This window comes from Mesorhizobium sp. B2-3-15, from assembly GCF_006442875.1.
Taxonomy (GTDB): domain Bacteria; phylum Pseudomonadota; class Alphaproteobacteria; order Rhizobiales; family Rhizobiaceae; genus Mesorhizobium; species Mesorhizobium australicum.
Map to the genome: position 1 here is coordinate 648,924 of NZ_VFVO01000001.1, position 14,067 is coordinate 662,990.

The 14,067-nt window shown below is 63.5% G+C and carries 18 protein-coding genes and 1 tRNA gene; 12 read left to right on the forward strand and 7 right to left on the reverse strand.

Annotated features, from left to right (window positions below):
• Nucleotides 1–110: 110 nt before the first annotated feature.
• Genes FJ954_RS03170 through FJ954_RS03185 form a run of 4 tightly spaced genes read left to right on the forward strand, consistent with a single transcriptional unit; the run spans nucleotide 111 to nucleotide 2,202 of the window.
• Complete coding sequence (locus FJ954_RS03170; protein ID WP_140660391.1) at nucleotides 111–611, forward strand: tail fiber protein; 501 nt, start codon at nucleotides 111–113, stop codon at nucleotides 609–611.
• A 12-nt stretch (nucleotides 612–623) separates the two neighbouring features.
• Nucleotides 624–1,127 (forward strand): tail fiber protein, encoded by a 504-nt coding sequence (locus tag FJ954_RS03175; RefSeq protein WP_140660392.1) that lies wholly within the window; start codon nucleotides 624–626, stop codon nucleotides 1,125–1,127.
• Nucleotides 1,128–1,137: 10 nt separating this feature from the next.
• The gene (locus FJ954_RS03180) at nucleotides 1,138–1,659 is read left to right on the forward strand and encodes a tail fiber protein (RefSeq protein ID WP_140660393.1); all 522 of its coding nucleotides are present in this window, start codon (nucleotides 1,138–1,140) and stop codon (nucleotides 1,657–1,659) included.
• 6 nt (nucleotides 1,660–1,665) lie between these two features.
• Nucleotides 1,666–2,202, forward strand: a complete 537-nt coding sequence (locus tag FJ954_RS03185) for a GNAT family N-acetyltransferase (RefSeq protein WP_263495644.1) — start codon at nucleotides 1,666–1,668, stop codon at nucleotides 2,200–2,202.
• Nucleotides 2,203–2,439: 237 nt separating this feature from the next.
• On the opposite strand, the gene FJ954_RS03190 is transcribed toward FJ954_RS03185, so the two are convergent.
• Both FJ954_RS03190 and FJ954_RS03195 read right to left on the reverse strand, forming a co-directional pair.
• Nucleotides 2,440–3,018, reverse strand: a complete 579-nt coding sequence (locus tag FJ954_RS03190) for a 2OG-Fe(II) oxygenase (RefSeq protein WP_140660395.1) — start codon at nucleotides 3,016–3,018, stop codon at nucleotides 2,440–2,442.
• A 67-nt stretch (nucleotides 3,019–3,085) separates the two neighbouring features.
• The gene (locus FJ954_RS03195) at nucleotides 3,086–3,361 is read right to left on the reverse strand and encodes a hypothetical protein (protein WP_140660396.1); all 276 of its coding nucleotides are present in this window, start codon (nucleotides 3,359–3,361) and stop codon (nucleotides 3,086–3,088) included.
• 307 nt (nucleotides 3,362–3,668) lie between these two features.
• On the opposite strand from FJ954_RS03195, the gene FJ954_RS03200 reads away from it, so the two are divergent.
• From FJ954_RS03200 to FJ954_RS03215, 3 genes are all read left to right on the forward strand, one after another.
• Nucleotides 3,669–4,475 (forward strand): SapC family protein, encoded by an 807-nt coding sequence (locus FJ954_RS03200; protein ID WP_140660397.1) that lies wholly within the window; start codon nucleotides 3,669–3,671, stop codon nucleotides 4,473–4,475.
• Between the two features lie 90 nt (nucleotides 4,476–4,565).
• Complete coding sequence (locus tag FJ954_RS03205) at nucleotides 4,566–4,766, forward strand: DUF2934 domain-containing protein (protein WP_140618224.1); 201 nt, start codon at nucleotides 4,566–4,568, stop codon at nucleotides 4,764–4,766.
• A 301-nt stretch (nucleotides 4,767–5,067) separates the two neighbouring features.
• The gene (locus tag FJ954_RS03215; protein WP_140822921.1) at nucleotides 5,068–5,361 is read left to right on the forward strand and encodes an adenylate cyclase; all 294 of its coding nucleotides are present in this window, start codon (nucleotides 5,068–5,070) and stop codon (nucleotides 5,359–5,361) included.
• Between the two features lie 94 nt (nucleotides 5,362–5,455).
• Here the strand turns inward: FJ954_RS03215 and FJ954_RS03220 are convergent.
• Nucleotides 5,456–5,530 (reverse strand) — tRNA-Gly (locus FJ954_RS03220).
• 211 nt (nucleotides 5,531–5,741) lie between these two features.
• Here FJ954_RS03220 and FJ954_RS03225 point away from each other — a divergent pair.
• From FJ954_RS03225 to FJ954_RS03240, 4 genes are all read left to right on the forward strand, one after another.
• A complete protein-coding gene (locus FJ954_RS03225; RefSeq protein ID WP_140660399.1) occupies nucleotides 5,742–6,239 on the forward strand; it encodes a prolyl-tRNA synthetase associated domain-containing protein in 498 nt (165 codons plus the stop codon).
• 84 nt (nucleotides 6,240–6,323) lie between these two features.
• Nucleotides 6,324–7,358, forward strand: a complete 1,035-nt coding sequence (gene trxA, locus FJ954_RS03230) for a thioredoxin (RefSeq protein WP_140660400.1) — start codon at nucleotides 6,324–6,326, stop codon at nucleotides 7,356–7,358.
• A 106-nt stretch (nucleotides 7,359–7,464) separates the two neighbouring features.
• Nucleotides 7,465–8,136 carry an LON peptidase substrate-binding domain-containing protein gene (locus FJ954_RS03235; protein WP_015314920.1) on the forward strand — a complete coding sequence of 224 codons (672 nt, stop codon included), beginning with the start codon at nucleotides 7,465–7,467 and terminating at the stop codon, nucleotides 8,134–8,136.
• A gap of 103 nt (nucleotides 8,137–8,239) precedes the next feature.
• Nucleotides 8,240–8,479: a Trm112 family protein gene (locus tag FJ954_RS03240; protein ID WP_015314921.1), complete on the forward strand. Its 240-nt coding sequence runs from the start codon at nucleotides 8,240–8,242 to the stop codon at nucleotides 8,477–8,479.
• Nucleotides 8,480–8,557: 78 nt separating this feature from the next.
• Here FJ954_RS03240 and FJ954_RS03245 read toward each other — a convergent pair whose 3' ends face one another.
• From FJ954_RS03245 to ccmA, 4 genes are all read right to left on the reverse strand, one after another.
• Nucleotides 8,558–9,133 carry a DsbE family thiol:disulfide interchange protein gene (locus FJ954_RS03245; protein ID WP_015314922.1) on the reverse strand — a complete coding sequence of 192 codons (576 nt, stop codon included), beginning with the start codon at nucleotides 9,131–9,133 and terminating at the stop codon, nucleotides 8,558–8,560.
• The gene (gene ccmD / locus FJ954_RS03250; RefSeq protein WP_015314923.1) at nucleotides 9,130–9,297 is read right to left on the reverse strand and encodes a heme exporter protein CcmD; all 168 of its coding nucleotides are present in this window, start codon (nucleotides 9,295–9,297) and stop codon (nucleotides 9,130–9,132) included. Before ccmD ends, FJ954_RS03245 begins: the two co-directional genes overlap by 4 nt.
• A gap of 130 nt (nucleotides 9,298–9,427) precedes the next feature.
• Nucleotides 9,428–10,093: a heme exporter protein CcmB gene (ccmB, locus tag FJ954_RS03255; protein WP_140660401.1), complete on the reverse strand. Its 666-nt coding sequence runs from the start codon at nucleotides 10,091–10,093 to the stop codon at nucleotides 9,428–9,430.
• Between the two features lie 49 nt (nucleotides 10,094–10,142).
• A complete protein-coding gene (ccmA, locus tag FJ954_RS03260) occupies nucleotides 10,143–10,751 on the reverse strand; it encodes a heme ABC exporter ATP-binding protein CcmA (protein ID WP_140660402.1) in 609 nt (202 codons plus the stop codon).
• Nucleotides 10,752–11,036: 285 nt separating this feature from the next.
• On the opposite strand from ccmA, the gene acnA reads away from it, so the two are divergent.
• The gene (acnA, locus tag FJ954_RS03265; protein WP_015314926.1) at nucleotides 11,037–13,727 is read left to right on the forward strand and encodes an aconitate hydratase AcnA; all 2,691 of its coding nucleotides are present in this window, start codon (nucleotides 11,037–11,039) and stop codon (nucleotides 13,725–13,727) included.
• The last annotated feature ends 340 nt before the right edge of the window (nucleotides 13,728–14,067 follow it).

Consider the following 14,067-nt stretch of genomic DNA (forward strand, 5'->3'; position numbering starts at 1 on the left):
GCGTAAATAGAAAGTACAGGCTGTTTTCGTGAATTATTTTTTTGAGTCAAAAAAGCGGTTGAATTTCCGGTAAGTTGACGTAAGGTTACTGAAAAGGCGAGGGGAAGATTATGGCGGAACCGTTTCTTGCCGAAATCAGGATCATGTCTTTCGGATTTGCGCCAAAAGGTTGGGCGCTGTGCGATGGCCAGCTCTTACCTATCAACCAAAATCAAGCCCTGTTTTCCTTGCTCGGAACAACTTTTGGTGGCGACGGGCGTGTGAATTTCGCACTGCCCGATTATCGGGGGCGTACCCCAATTCATGTTGGCAGCGGCCATACACTTGGCGAGCGTGCCGGCGAACAAAATCACACTCTTTCAATTGCCGAACTGCCAACGCATGTTCACCTGGCACAGGGCACGTCGGCAACCGCCAGCCCGCAGCCCGTGCCGACCAACGCCTATCTTGCCCCGGCTGCATCGCTCTATGGGTCGGCAGCCGCTTTGACGCCGCTTACGGCGCAGACCGTTACCAGTGCCGGCGGCAGTCAGGCGCACCTCAACATGCAGCCTTTCCTGACGTTGAGTTTCTGCATCGCCTTGCAGGGCATTTTTCCGTCTCAGAATTGAGGGAGCGCAGCCATGGGACAACCCTACGTTGGCGAAATTCGCATGTTCGCCGGCAATTTTCCAATAAATGGCTGGATGTTCTGCGAAGGACAGCTAATACCGATCTCGGAGTACGAAACCCTGTTCAACCTGATCGGGACCACCTATGGCGGCGATGGTCAGGAAACCTTCGCGCTGCCCGATCTGCGTGGCCGCCTTCCCATCCATCAAGGCAACTCCTTTGTCTTGGCGGAGACGGGAGGCGCCGAAGAGATCACGCTTACCGTCAGCCAGATTGCCGCGCACACGCATGCCTTCCTGGCCTCCACCAATCCGGGAAACCAGGCCAATCCCGGAGGCAACGTCACCGCGCAGAACACCCTGGTCCAACTCTATGCAGAGGACGTGCCGACGGTGAATATGGGTGGTAGCTCGATTTCGCCGGTCGGCGGCAGCCAGCCGCACGCGAACTTCCAGCCCTATCTGTGCGTGAACTTCATCATCTCGCTGTTCGGGATTTTCCCGTCTCAGACTTAAGGGGTCCGTCATGGCCAACCCGTTCGTCGCCGAAATCCGCATCTTTCCGTTCAATTTCGCGCCCAAGGGATGGGCATGGTGCGATGGACAGTTGCTGCCAATATCGCAGAACACGGCCCTGTTCTCGTTGCTTGGCACCACATATGGTGGCGACGGCAAGTCGAATTTTGCCTTGCCGAACCTGCAGGGCAGTGCACCCATGCATCCGGGGCAAGGACCGGGGCTTTCCTGGCATGATCTGGGAGAAACCGGCGGTTCGGATACGGTGACCCTGCTGGAATCTGAAATGCCGTCGCATCTTCACACCCTGCGTGCGATGACGGATATCGCCGACCAGCCGATTCCCAGCCCGGCCCGCTCGCTTGCCCGGTCCAATGGTGGTTCTGCATACAATCCGACATTCACGGTCAGCCCGATGTCGGGCAACGCGCTGACCCCCGCCGGCGGCGGCCAGCCCCACAACAACCTGCAGCCCTATCTCACCTGCTATTTCTGTATCGCGTTGCAGGGCGTCTTCCCGCAGCGTCCCTGATTCAAGATGGATGACTCTCGTGGGACGGCGGGGTGGAGGCGTGCGGCTGGGGCCGGCCTGACGTTTCGGGCGATGACGGATGCCGACCTGCCGTTTTTGGCGCGGGTCTATGCCTCGACGCGTGCCGAGGAACTGGCCTTAACATCCTGGACCGAAGTACAGAAGAGGGCGTTCCTGGACATGCAGTTCCGGGCACAGCACGCCCATTACCAGAAATATTATGCCGATGCCGAGTGGCTGGTGATCGAGCAGGCCAGGCAGGACATCGGCCGTCTCTATATCGAGCGCACGCCGAGCCAGCACTGCATCGTCGACATTTCGCTGCTGCCAACGCATCGCGGCAAGGGGTGTGGCGGCGCACTGCTTAGAGACCTCCTCGACGAGGCTGCCGCCGCTGGCAAGCCCGTCTCGATCCACGTCGAGAAGAACAACCCGGCGCGACGGCTCTATACGCGGCTGGGTTTCACCGTCACCGAGGACAGAGGCGTCTATGACCTGATGGAGTGCCCACCCCTGATGGCGAGTGGCGCGACCGATCCGTGACTGCCAGACGCGCCTTTCGGTCATCGTTATTTGCACGCGAGGCAACGACTGTAGCGATGCCGCGCGGAGGATTCATGCCGGGGTTTCAAGCCGCCGCTGGTGCGGCGGACAGACCAATCGCATTACGGCGCTGGCGCGGTCATACGCGATTTGCCTGCTCATAAAGAGAGTGATTGGATTTCGCGATCACTTGCCGGTATCGGCACCGAAAATAAGCGCTGCTTTCAGCGTCGGTCCTCAAGCGCCGCGATACCACGACACGATGGTGAACCGCTCGTTGCGGATGACCGGAGTGACTTCGTGCGTGGTTTCCGAGCGAAAGGCGATGAGCGAGCCCGGCAGCGCCGGCATGGCAACCCGCAGGTGCGGGCCGCTGTACGGGCCGTGCAGAACCAGCGAGCCGCCGGCATAGTTTGCCGGCGAAGGATCGTCCGATTGACGGTTCAGGAAGAGCACTGCCGAGATCTTCCTGAACCGCGACTCGTCGTGGATGAGCGGCGTGTTGCCATCCTGGTGCGGCACGAAGAAATCGCCTTCGCGATAGTGAAGGAACTGAGGCCTTTCCCAAGTGCCGAGCGCGAGCCCGAAATGCCGTTCCAGGACGGGCCTCTGCTGCGCCAAGACACCGTTCACCCGTGCTGCGGCCGCTTCCGAGACCTCGGCGCGCCTGGTCCTGCGCACTTCCGGCCACGCCGGTTTCTGGTCAGTACGCCCCAGCAGGCCGGCCGGACGACCGCCGGCCTCGCGGATTTCCGCGCACAGCGCGCTGCATGCTGCTTCGTCAAATACGTCGGCGATTTCGATATGGTCGATCATGTGTCGAGCCGCGCCTCCGAACCGCCGGTGATCTGGCCGTCGCTCTGACCGGCCGCACCGCCGAAAATCAGTTGAACACCGCCTCGTAAGTCCGGCGAGTCGCATCGGCGGCTACCGGTACGATGAACATGTCGTGGACACCGCCGGCGCCGGCAAGGCTGTAGGTCGCCTGCGGCAGCGCGATCTCACGCGGCCCCCTGAACAGCAGTGAAAAACCACCGCCCGGGCGGGGGCTGGCCGCGATGCGGTTAACGGCGCTCAGTTCGAGCGAGATCCGTCCCGCTCCGGTCTCGATGATGAACGCCTGTCCGATCGCCTGTTCGAAATCCGCCGCCGCCGCCATTTTGTCGCCTCAAAGCCGTTTGCGCGGCACTGTCGCCGCTTCGCCGCGGGCTGTCCAGAGCTCTTTGTCCGACCAAAATTCCCAGGAAAACCGTCGACCACTTTTCCTCGGAATTGGCGCATGGGCACGGAGCGCTGGCGCGCAAGACATTTCCTCGCCGCAAACCCCAAAATACAGCAACGCATTCCTTTTATGAGCGCCGGTGACACTGTAGTACTTTGTTTCGGCATGGGATTGTTTCGATACGGGCCGGCGCCGGACGCGGGTTGGCCGGCCTGATCGGCTTGCCGGAGAAAAAGGACCGACGATGGCTGAAGGTGCGAAAACAGGGACGGCGGCGACAGCAGGGGCCGATGCGATGCCGCTTTTCTACTCCAGGCCGGAGGCGCTCAATCCGGCGCGGCACGGCTCGCTGGGGTTGACCGCGCGCAGCGACTTTTCCTTCGCGCGCTCGGCGCACGCCATCCCGGTGGTGGCGTCGGAGATGCCGGCGGCGATGCGCTCCTATCCGATCGTCTTCATCGGCGCCGCCAAGGCGCCCGTCATCATCACCGGCGTCCGCCAGGACGAGAACCTGTTCGTCGATGCCGACGGCAAGTGGAACGCGCCGCACTACATCCCGGCCTATGTCCGCCGCTACCCTTTCATCCTGGCCGAGGATCCGACCTCGGCCGGCCGGCTGACGCTGTGCGTCGACCGGGCGAGCGACCGTGTCGTCGACCGACTGATGGCGCCGTTCCGCGACGACAAGGTGCTGCCGTTCTTCGGCGGCAACGAACCGACCGAGGCGACCATGCAGGCGCTCGCTTTCTGCAACCAGTTTCAGATCGATTTCAGGGCCACCCGCGAGATGGTCGACAAGATCGACGCGCATGGTCTGTTTTCGCCGCGCCAGAGCAAGGTGACGCTGGAAGGCGGCGAAGTGCTCAACCTCACCGACTTCCAGGTGATCGACGAAGCGGCCTTCAACAAACTGAGCGACGAGGCCTTCCTCGACCTCAGAAAATCAGGCGCGCTCGGCCTGCTCTATTGCCACCTCGCCTCGACCAACAGCTGGACCTCGCTGGTGCACCAGGCGTCGCTTCGCAAGGCGGACACCGCGAAGAGTGCCTGACGGCATCGCCCGACCTGCCGAGGTCGACGACATCCAAATTGGAACATTTCAGGCGCTGTCCGGTTGCTTCCTCAGGGAAGGAAGACGGCCATGGTGATCAGCCAGGAAGAACGTGTCGCGCATATCAGCAAGCGGGCCCGCGAACTCTGGGAACGGGAAGGCTTGATGCCCGATCGTGAGAAGGCCTGCTGGGACAAGGCGGTCGAGGAGTTCGAGTCCGGTCGGCTGACCGCCGGACGAAAGCAACCAGGCGCGGATGCCGCTGGCGACAGCGCGGGTACCAAACACTGACGCTGATGGCACAATCGGAGCGAACCCAGAGACGTATCGGACCGACGCCAAAGTGGATGCCGTCATGGCCCGCGTCACATACAAGTTCGGGATGGGTCAGTAGCCCAGTCGAGCGGCGCAGGAATTTCCCGTGCACCCAACGGAGGGCGCCTGTGCGACAGGCCACGCCGGCAGCGCCCGGCATCACAGATTCGTGATGCTCGGGATGAACGGCGTCCCGAAAAGCGTTTCAGTCTTTGTTCGCCGGGTGCTCCCGAGACCGCGAGCGCCCTGAAATCAAACCGATTTTGGGAGAACAATGATGAAACATCACCTTATCCCCGTGGTGCTGGGCTTGCTGATGACCTCCGCCGGCCTGGCCTCGGCAGCCAACGTCCACTCGGTAACGGGGACGAAAGGTCAACCCGATCAAACGATCGGCACCGCTCAGACAGGAAGTGTTACGCCTGGCAATGCCAGCACCGCGCCGGGTTCGGCCTTCAACCCGGACGGAAATGCGGGAACACATTACGCAGGCACCCAGCCGCAGAACTCCAAGAACCCGAAGAGCGTATCTCAGTACGACGTTGCCGGCTTCCAGCAGTCCCATAAGTGACGTCCGGCTCTTAGGCGGTCGAGGTTCAATCCGCCAGAAACGAAAAAGCCGCGGCGGACCGCGGCTTTTCGATGCTTGATTCCCTGGAGGAAACTGGAGCGGGTGAAGCGATTCGAACGCTCGACCCCAACCTTGGCAAGGTTGTGCTCTACCCCTGAGCTACACCCGCTCACACGGCGTCTTGGCCGCAAGCCGGGCCTATATGGCTGAAGACCGCGGCGATTGCAACAGGGAAATAGCAGGCTTTTTGCAACCTTCCGAGCGATGCCGGCAAACCGCCCGCGACGCGCCGATTTCATCGCCGCTGGCGCGGCGGTCTTGTGTCGGCCGCCTCATTGGCCGTAAACGGCAAGGCCGAGAAACCAACGAAGAAGAGACCCATGCCGAAGACCGAAGCTGACCTGATGGCCTTTCTTGCCGAACTCGGCATCGCGGTTTCGACGATACGCCACCCCCCGCTCTATACGGTTGCCGATTCGCAGGCGCTGCGCGGCGAAATCGCCGGCGGGCACACCAAGAACCTGTTCCTGAAGGACAAGAAGGACAATTTCTTCCTGGTCACCGTCGGCGAGGATGCGGTCGTCGATCTCAAGCAGATACATCAGCTGATCGGCGCCGCCAGCCGGGTTTCGTTCGGCAAGCCGGAAATGCTGATGGAGCTTCTGGGGGTCACGCCGGGGGCGGTCACGGTGTTCGGCATCGTCAACGACAGTGAAAACCGGGTCAAACTGGTGCTCGACAAGGATCTGATGGACCATTCCGTCATCAATGCGCATCCCCTGACCAACGAGGCGACGACATCGATCGCGGCCGCCGATCTCATCAGATTCGTCGAGGCAACCGGGCATGATGCTGCTATCTTGAAAGTCTCGGCATGATCGCCACATGGGTGGCAAAGCCGATTTCCAATTGAGACAGGGCGCCGGGCCACGGGCCGGCCGCGCGACCGAAAGGGTGACGAGATGAGCGACAACAATCCGTTTGGCGGATCATTCGGAAACAAGGGCGGCCAGTATGCCACCACGGTGCAGTATGGCGGAACCGAGCCCAAAGCCGGATTCGGCGAGACGTCCGCGCCCCCAGCTGCCGGCCCCACCGCCGGCCCCACCACCGGCCCCACCACCGGCGATGTCATCAAGGACACGACGACCGCGGCCTTTGCCGCCGACGTCATCCAGGAATCGCGCCGCCAGCCGGTGCTGGTCGACTTCTGGGCGCCGTGGTGCGGACCTTGCAAGCAGCTCACCCCGCAGCTGGAAAAAGCGGTCAAGGCCGCCGGCGGCAGGGTCAAGCTGGTCAAGATGAACATCGACGATCATCCCTCGATCGCCGGCCAGCTCGGCATCCAGTCGATTCCGGCGGTCATCGCCTTCAAGGACGGCCAGCCGGTCGACGGCTTCATGGGCGCCATTCCCGAGAGCCAGATCAAGGAATTCATCACCAAGGTCGGCGGCAAGGGCAATGGCGCGCCGCCGGTGGCCGAGGCCCTGGCCGCGGCGGCGGAGGCGCGCGACGCCGGCGACATGCAGACCGCGGCCGATATCTACGATGCCATCCTGGCGCAGGCGCCGGAAACGATCGAGGCGATTGGCGGGCTGGGCGACCTGCTGTTCGAGGCCGGCGACACCGAGGGTGCCGAGGCGCTCCTGGCAACGGCGCCGGAGGCCAAGAAGGACGCACCGCCGCTGGCTGCCCTGCGCGCCAAGATCGCGCTGGCCGCGCAGGCGGCGGCGCTGGGCAATCCGGCCGAGTTCGAGCGGCGGCTAGCGGAAAACCCCAAGGACCATCAGGCCCGTTTCGACCTGGCGATGATCCAGAACGCCATGGGCGATCGCACGGCGGCTGCCGACAATCTGCTGGCCATCATCAAGGCCGACAGGAGCTGGAACGAGGATGGCGCCAGGACGCAGTTGCTGCAGCTGTTCGAGGCCTGGGGCATGACCGACGAGGCGACGCTTGCCGCGCGCCGCAAATTGTCGGCATTGCTGTTTTCCTGAGCCGGTTACGGTTGTTTTGTCGCAAGGGCTTGTGGCGCCAGGCCTGTGCGCCAGATAGGACAAGGCAGGGTTGACGCTTCGCAAGGGAAGCGATCGGAGGAACGAGGTGCAAGCGGGAAACGCGCATTACCGGCTCGCCAAGGATCTGCCGTCGACGATCCCGCTCTTTCCGCTCGAAGGCGCGCTGCTGCTGCCGGGCGGCCGCATGCCGCTCAACATCTTCGAGCCGCGCTACCTGCAGATGGTGGACGAGGCGGTCGCCGGTTCGCGGCTCGTCGGCGTCATCCAGCCCGGCCTCAATGGCGCATTGCGCGAGGATGGCGAACCGGAGCTCTGCAATGTCGGCTGCATCGGTCGCATCATCGCCTTTTCCGAGACCGGCGATGGCCGCTACCTGATCTCGCTGCAAGGCGTGTGCCGGTTCCGCGTCGCCCACGAGCTGACGGTCAAGACGCCGTTCCGCCAGGCGAAGCCGGCACCCTTCCTCGCCGATCTGGACGAGGAGCAGGCGGCTGATGAAATCGACCGGCCGGCGCTGCTCAGAGCCTTTCGCGCCTATCTGCAGGCCAATGATCTGGAAGCCGACTGGGAGAGCGTCAGCCGTGCCGAAAACGCCATGCTGGTCAACGCGCTGTCGATGATGGCGCCCTATGGACCGGCCGAGAAGCAGGCATTGCTCGAGGCCGCGGACCTGAAAACCAGGGCCGAAACGCTGATTGCCATCACCGAGATGACGCTGGCGCGCGAGAATGAGGATTTTGGCTCGAGCCTGCAGTAGGAATGCGACGATATCCAGCCGGCCTGCAATGACGGCCTGACCGATCTCGACAGATCCTGACATGCTGGCTGACATCCAGGGCGTGAAACCGGAAGAGGACCCAATGACGGATGGGCGCGACGGAAAGAAGGCCAATGTTGACCCGAAGCTGCTCGAACTCCTGGCCTGCCCGCTGACCAAGGGGCCGCTGGCCTGGGACCCCGAGCGCGGCGAGCTGGTTTCGCGGGTCGCCAAGCTCGCTTATCCGGTGCGCGACGGCATCCCGATCATGCTGCCCTCGGAAGCGCGGGTGCTCTCGGCCGAGGATGTGCTGTCGCCGCCACGGCCAGGTGGGCCGAATTGAGGTGGCGCGGAGCCATCCGCTCCGCTTCAACCATATACGTGTACAAACCAAGGGACATCAGGTCTTCGCGACGTCGCCTCAGCTCGGCCTGGCCAGTGCCTTGTCGATCTGCGGCAGCAGAAGCTCCCTGGCGGACTCTGGCGTCAGCGGGCCGACATGCTTGTAGGCTATCTTGCCATCCTTGCCGATGACGAAGGTTTCCGGCACGCCATAGACACCCCAGTCGATCGCCGTGCGGCCGGCTTCGTCGACGCCGATTGCCTGGAACGGATTGCCAAGGTCGCCGAGGAAGCGGCGGGCGTTTTCCGGCCGGTCCTTGTAATTCAGCGCCGCCATCGCGAACCTTTTGTCCTGCGCCAGCGCCAGCAGCACTGGGTGCTCTTCCCGACATGGTGCGCACCAGGACGCAAACACGTTGACCAGCGTGACCTTGCCGGCGAAGGCTTTCGAATCGAGCCCGGGCAGATTGCTGCCCTCCAGGGGCGGCAAGTTGGTTTGTGGTGCCGGCAGGCCGATGAGCGCCGACGGCACTTCCGAGACATCGCGTCCCGACAAGAGCTGCGACAGGAACAGTCCGGCCAGTCCGAGGAAGACCAGCAGCGGCAAAAATACGAACAGGCGGCGACGGGCCGGCGTTTCCGTCCCTGTGCTCATGACTTGGCTGCCTTGTCGGAACGGCGGCGCACGCCGGCCGCCTCGAGTTCGGCGAGTTCGCGCTTGCGCGCCCGCTGGTCGATGAGGATCCAGCCGATCAGCCCGGCCAGTGCCACGGCGGTGATCGTGTAGGCCGCCGCGACGTAGAGCGCATGCGCGCTCATGCGCGCCGCTCCATCGCCGCGTCTCGTTCCAGCCGGGTCTTTCCGCCTCGTTCGATCATGTCTTCCCTTAGCCGCGCGCCGGCGGCTTCGCAATCGGCCGCCACGCCGCAGCCTTCAGACCTCTGGCGCCTCAATCGGTGCCGTGGCGCAGCGCCAGCGCCGCTGCGGTCGGCCCCAGCACACCAAGAAACAGCGTCAGCGCGGCAAGAATGAGGAAGGGCTGCAGGAATGGATCGGGATTGGCCGTCGCGCCATAGCTCGCCGAAACGCCGAAGATCAGCACCGGTATGGTCAGCGGCAGCACCAGCACCGAGATCAAGAGGCCGCCACGCGGCAGCGCCACCGCCACCGCGGCGCCCACGGCACCGATGAAGGTGATTGCCGGCGTGCCGACCAGCAGCGTCAGCGCCGTGGCGCCTATGGCCAACGGTTCCATGTTCATGAACAGGCCGAGCAGGGGGGCCGCGACCACCAGCGGCAGGACGCTGCCCGCCCAATGCGCGACGCACTTCACCAGCACCGTCAGCGCCAGCATATGCCGGTCGTTGCCGAGCACCAGAAGATCGAGCGAACCGTCCTCGCGATCGGCCTGGAACAGCCGGTCGAGGCCGAGCAGGCAGGCAAGCAGCGCGCCGATCCACAGGATCGCCGGACCGATGCGGGCCAACAGCCTGAGGTCCGGCCCAACGCCGAAAGGGATGGTGGCGATGACGGCGAGGAAGAAGATGACGCCCGTCAGCGCGCCGCCGCCGGCGCGGATCGAGAGGCGGATGTCGCGCAGGAAGAGGGACCACATTACGATGTGGTCCCCTGTTGAAGAAGGGGGGCGCCGTAGGGTGCAGTCATCAAAAGGCCTCCCCCATTGCCAACTCTTTCGCCCCTTCCAATCCCAGCGGCAGATGCGTCGCCGCCACGATCATCCCGCCTTCCTCGCAATGCCGGCGCACCAGCCCTGCAAACCGCGCTTCCGAAGCCTTGTCCAGCCCTGCCGTCGGCTCATCGAGCAGCCACAGCGGCCGATGGCTGACCAAGAGTTTCGCGATCGCCGCGCGGCGTCTTTGCCCGGTGGAGAGATAGCCGAACGGCAAATGGCCGATGCCGCCGAGCCCGACCGTTTCCAGCGCCTCCTCCACATCGAGCCGGCCTTCGCCATGGAACTCCCGCCAGAAGCGCAAATTCTCGGTCACGCTCAGCGCCGTCTTCATCGCGTTCTGGTGGCCGAGATAGTGGCAGGCCGAGCCGATCGAGGGGAACTCGTCGCCGCCGCCCTCGAGCAGCAGACGGCCTTCGGTTTTCGGCAGCAGCCCGGCCACGACCCTGAGCAAGGTCGATTTGCCCGAGCCGTTCGGCCCGGTGACGACCAGGGCCTGGCCCTGATCGAGGACAAAGCCGATGCCGGAGAAAACCGGCTCGCCGCCGCGTTCGCCGCCCAGATTTTCGGCGATAAGCCGCATCCCTCGCCTGCCATGAAATCAATGTTTCGCGAGCGCTGCCGCATCGCACAAATTTGCTCAGCAACTGTCTAGAACTATTCCAGAAAATTCTCTATATGCGGGGCATCCGTGCCAGCGGTCGGCGCGGGAACAGAATTAGCGCCGAACCAGCGCACGCGCCGCCTTGAACGGCTCGGGTTGCTTGGGAACGGACAGCGGAAATGGCCGTACCCGCACCTTTGCGCGTGATTGCATGCCATCGGCGTCCGTTCCCTTTCAGGCTGAACAGACAAGGACGGATCGCACGTGTCAAAATCCCTCGACAGTTTCAATTGCCGCCGCACGCTGAAAGCGGGCGACGCCGAGTATGTCTATTTCGACCTCGTCGAGGCTGAGAAGAACGGCCTCACCGGCATTGCCCAGCTGCCCTATTCGATGAAGGTGCTGCTGGAAAACCTGCTGCGCAACGAGGACGGCCGCTCCGTCACCAAGGAGAGCATCCAGGCGGTGGCCGGCTGGCTGACCGACAAGGGCACCGCCGGCGTCGAAATCGCCTATCGCCCGGCCCGCGTGCTGATGCAGGATTTCACCGGCGTCCCGGCTGTGGTCGACCTCGCCGCCATGCGCGACGCCATGGCGTCGCTCGGCGGCGATCCGCAGAAGATCAACCCGCTGGTGCCGGTCGACCTTGTCATCGACCATTCCGTCATCGTCGACGAGTTCGGCACGCCGATGGCGTTCGCCCGCAATGTCGAGCTCGAATATGAGCGCAACGAAGAGCGCTACAAGTTCCTGAAATGGGGCCAGCAGGCGTTCCGCAACTTCCGCGTCGTGCCGCCCGGCACCGGCATCTGCCACCAGGTCAATCTCGAATATCTCGGCCAGGTGGTGTGGACCAACACCGAGGACGGCGAAACCACCGCCTATCCCGACACCTGCGTCGGCACCGATTCGCATACAACCATGATCAACGGCCTTGGCGTGCTCGGCTGGGGCGTCGGCGGCATCGAGGCCGAGGCGGCCATGCTCGGCCAGCCGGTCTCCATGCTGCTGCCGGAAGTCATCGGCTTCCGCCTCACCGGCAAGCTCAAGGAGGGCGTCACCGCCACCGACCTCGTGCTGACCGTCACCCAGATGCTGCGCAAGAAGGGCGTCGTCGGCAAGTTCGTCGAGTTCTTCGGCCCCGGCCTGTCCAACATGACGCTGGCCGACCGCGCCACCATCGGCAACATGGCGCCCGAATATGGCGCCACCTGCGGTTTCTTCCCGGTCGATTCCGAAACCATCCGCTATCTCACAATGTCGGGCCGCAGCGAGGACCGCATCGCACTGGTCGAGGCCTATTCCAAGGCGCAAGGCATGTGGCGCGAGGCCGGCTCCGCCGACCCGGTCTTCACCGACCTGCTCGAACTGGAGCTGGACAGCGTCGTGCCGTCGATGGCCGGCCCCAAGCGCCCCGAGGGCCGTGTCGCGCTGGAAGGCATTCCCGCCGGCTTCGCCAAGGCGATGGACACCGAATACAAGAAGGCGGCGGAAATCTCCAAACGCTATGCCGTCGAAGGCACCGACCATGACCTTGGCCATGGCGACGTCGTCATCGCCGCCATCACCTCGTGCACCAACACCTCGAACCCATCAGTGCTGATCGGTGCGGGCTTGCTTGCCCGCAACGCCAACCGCCTTGGCCTGAAGCAGAAGCCGTGGGTAAAGACCTCGCTGGCCCCCGGCAGCCAGGTGGTGGCGGAATATCTGGAAAAGTCGGGCCTGCAGAAGGAGCTCGATCAGATCGGCTTCAACTTGGTCGGCTTCGGCTGCACCACCTGCATCGGCAATTCCGGCCCGCTGCCCGCTCCGATCTCAAAAACCATCAACGACAAGGGCCTGATTGCCGCCGCGGTGCTCTCCGGCAACCGCAACTTCGAAGGCCGCGTCTCGCCCGACGTGCAGGCGAACTACCTGGCGTCGCCGCCGCTGGTCGTGGCGCATGCGCTGGCCGGTACCGTGACCAAGGACCTGACCACCGAGCCGCTCGGCGACGACAGGAACGGCAATCCGGTCTATCTCAAGGATATCTGGCCGAGCTCGGCCGAGATCCAGGAGTTCATCGAGAAGAACGTCACCCGCGAGCTGTTCGCCCGCAAATATGCCGACGTCTTCAAGGGCGACGAGTACTGGCAGAACGTCAAGGCGCCGGAAGGCCAGACCTATGCCTGGGACAACAATTCGACCTATGTGCAGAACCCGCCCTACTTCGCCGGCATGACCACGGGTTTCGGCAAGATCGGCGACATCAAGGGCGCCCGGGTGCTCGGCCTGTTCGGCGACAAGATCACCACCGACCACATCTCGCCGGCGGGTTCGATCAAGGCCGCCTCGCCGGCCGGCAAATACCTCACCGACCATGGCGTCGGCGTCGCCGACTTCAACCAGTACGGCACGCGGCGCGGCAACCATGAGGTGATGATGCGCGGCACCTTCGCCAACATCCGCATCCGCAACCACATGCTGGGCGAGAACGGCCGCGAGGGCGGCTACACCATCCACTATCCCAGCAAGGAAGAGGAATCGATCTACGACGCGGCGATGCAGTACAAGAAGGAAGGCGTGCCGCTGGTCATCTTCGCCGGCGTCGAATACGGCAACGGCTCGTCGCGCGACTGGGCGGCAAAGGGCACCAACCTGCTCGGTGTCCGTGCCGTCATCGCCCAGTCCTTCGAGCGCATCCATCGTTCGAACCTGGTCGGCATGGGCGTCATTCCCTTCGTCTTCGAGGAAGGCACCTCATGGGCTTCCCTCAACCTCAAGGGCGACGAGCTGGTCGAGATCGACGGATTGAGCGCCATCAAGCCGCGCCAGACGATGACCGCCAAGATCACCTATGGCGACGGCACGGTGAAGAACGTGCCGATCATCTGCCGCATCGATACGCTGGATGAGCTCGACTACTTCAAGAACGGTGGCATCTTGCAGTACGTGCTGCGCGATCTGGCGGCCTAGAAAACAGTGAGTAGTGAGTGGGATGCAGGGGACGCCCCTACTCACTACTTCCCTGCCACGGCACAGCAGACCAGCATACCGCACAGTCCTGCCGCGATGAAGGCAAGGTCGTCAAAGCATTGACCGGCCCAGACCAAAGTCCAGGGCCGGTGCGTTCGCAATAGAGATCGATGGCGGTGAGGAGAACCTGCCGCATGGCGATGATGCCGCCGCTCAATCGAACCACGCCTTGAAATGCAGCGGCTGCTCCTATTGCGGCCTTACCTCACGATTGCAGCGGTAAAATTTCACCGCAACGTGACTTCCCGTTGACTTCCCGTTCTGCCACATATTTCGGCAA

What these genes read in the sequence shown, in the direction of transcription:
- FJ954_RS03170 (WP_140660391.1), top strand. Translation starts at nt 111, where the DNA reads ATGGCGGAACCGTTTCTTGCCGAAATCAGGATCATGTCTTTCGGATTT.
- FJ954_RS03175 (WP_140660392.1), top strand. Translation starts at nt 624, where the DNA reads ATGGGACAACCCTACGTTGGCGAAATTCGCATGTTCGCCGGCAATTTT.
- FJ954_RS03180 (WP_140660393.1), top strand. Translation starts at nt 1,138, where the DNA reads ATGGCCAACCCGTTCGTCGCCGAAATCCGCATCTTTCCGTTCAATTTC.
- FJ954_RS03185 (WP_263495644.1), top strand. Translation starts at nt 1,666, where the DNA reads ATGGATGACTCTCGTGGGACGGCGGGGTGGAGGCGTGCGGCTGGGGCC.
- FJ954_RS03190 (WP_140660395.1), bottom strand. Translation starts at nt 3,018, where the DNA reads ATGATCGACCATATCGAAATCGCCGACGTATTTGACGAAGCAGCATGC.
- FJ954_RS03195 (WP_140660396.1), bottom strand. Translation starts at nt 3,361, where the DNA reads ATGGCGGCGGCGGCGGATTTCGAACAGGCGATCGGACAGGCGTTCATC.
- FJ954_RS03200 (WP_140660397.1), top strand. Translation starts at nt 3,669, where the DNA reads ATGGCTGAAGGTGCGAAAACAGGGACGGCGGCGACAGCAGGGGCCGAT.
- FJ954_RS03205 (WP_140618224.1), top strand. Translation starts at nt 4,566, where the DNA reads ATGGTGATCAGCCAGGAAGAACGTGTCGCGCATATCAGCAAGCGGGCC.
- FJ954_RS03215 (WP_140822921.1), top strand. Translation starts at nt 5,068, where the DNA reads ATGAAACATCACCTTATCCCCGTGGTGCTGGGCTTGCTGATGACCTCC.
- FJ954_RS03225 (WP_140660399.1), top strand. Translation starts at nt 5,742, where the DNA reads ATGCCGAAGACCGAAGCTGACCTGATGGCCTTTCTTGCCGAACTCGGC.
- trxA (WP_140660400.1), top strand. Translation starts at nt 6,324, where the DNA reads ATGAGCGACAACAATCCGTTTGGCGGATCATTCGGAAACAAGGGCGGC.
- FJ954_RS03240 (WP_015314921.1), top strand. Translation starts at nt 8,240, where the DNA reads ATGACGGATGGGCGCGACGGAAAGAAGGCCAATGTTGACCCGAAGCTG.
- FJ954_RS03245 (WP_015314922.1), bottom strand. Translation starts at nt 9,133, where the DNA reads ATGAGCACAGGGACGGAAACGCCGGCCCGTCGCCGCCTGTTCGTATTT.
- ccmD (WP_015314923.1), bottom strand. Translation starts at nt 9,297, where the DNA reads ATGAGCGCGCATGCGCTCTACGTCGCGGCGGCCTACACGATCACCGCC.
- ccmB (WP_140660401.1), bottom strand. Translation starts at nt 10,093, where the DNA reads ATGTGGTCCCTCTTCCTGCGCGACATCCGCCTCTCGATCCGCGCCGGC.
- ccmA (WP_140660402.1), bottom strand. Translation starts at nt 10,751, where the DNA reads ATGCGGCTTATCGCCGAAAATCTGGGCGGCGAACGCGGCGGCGAGCCG.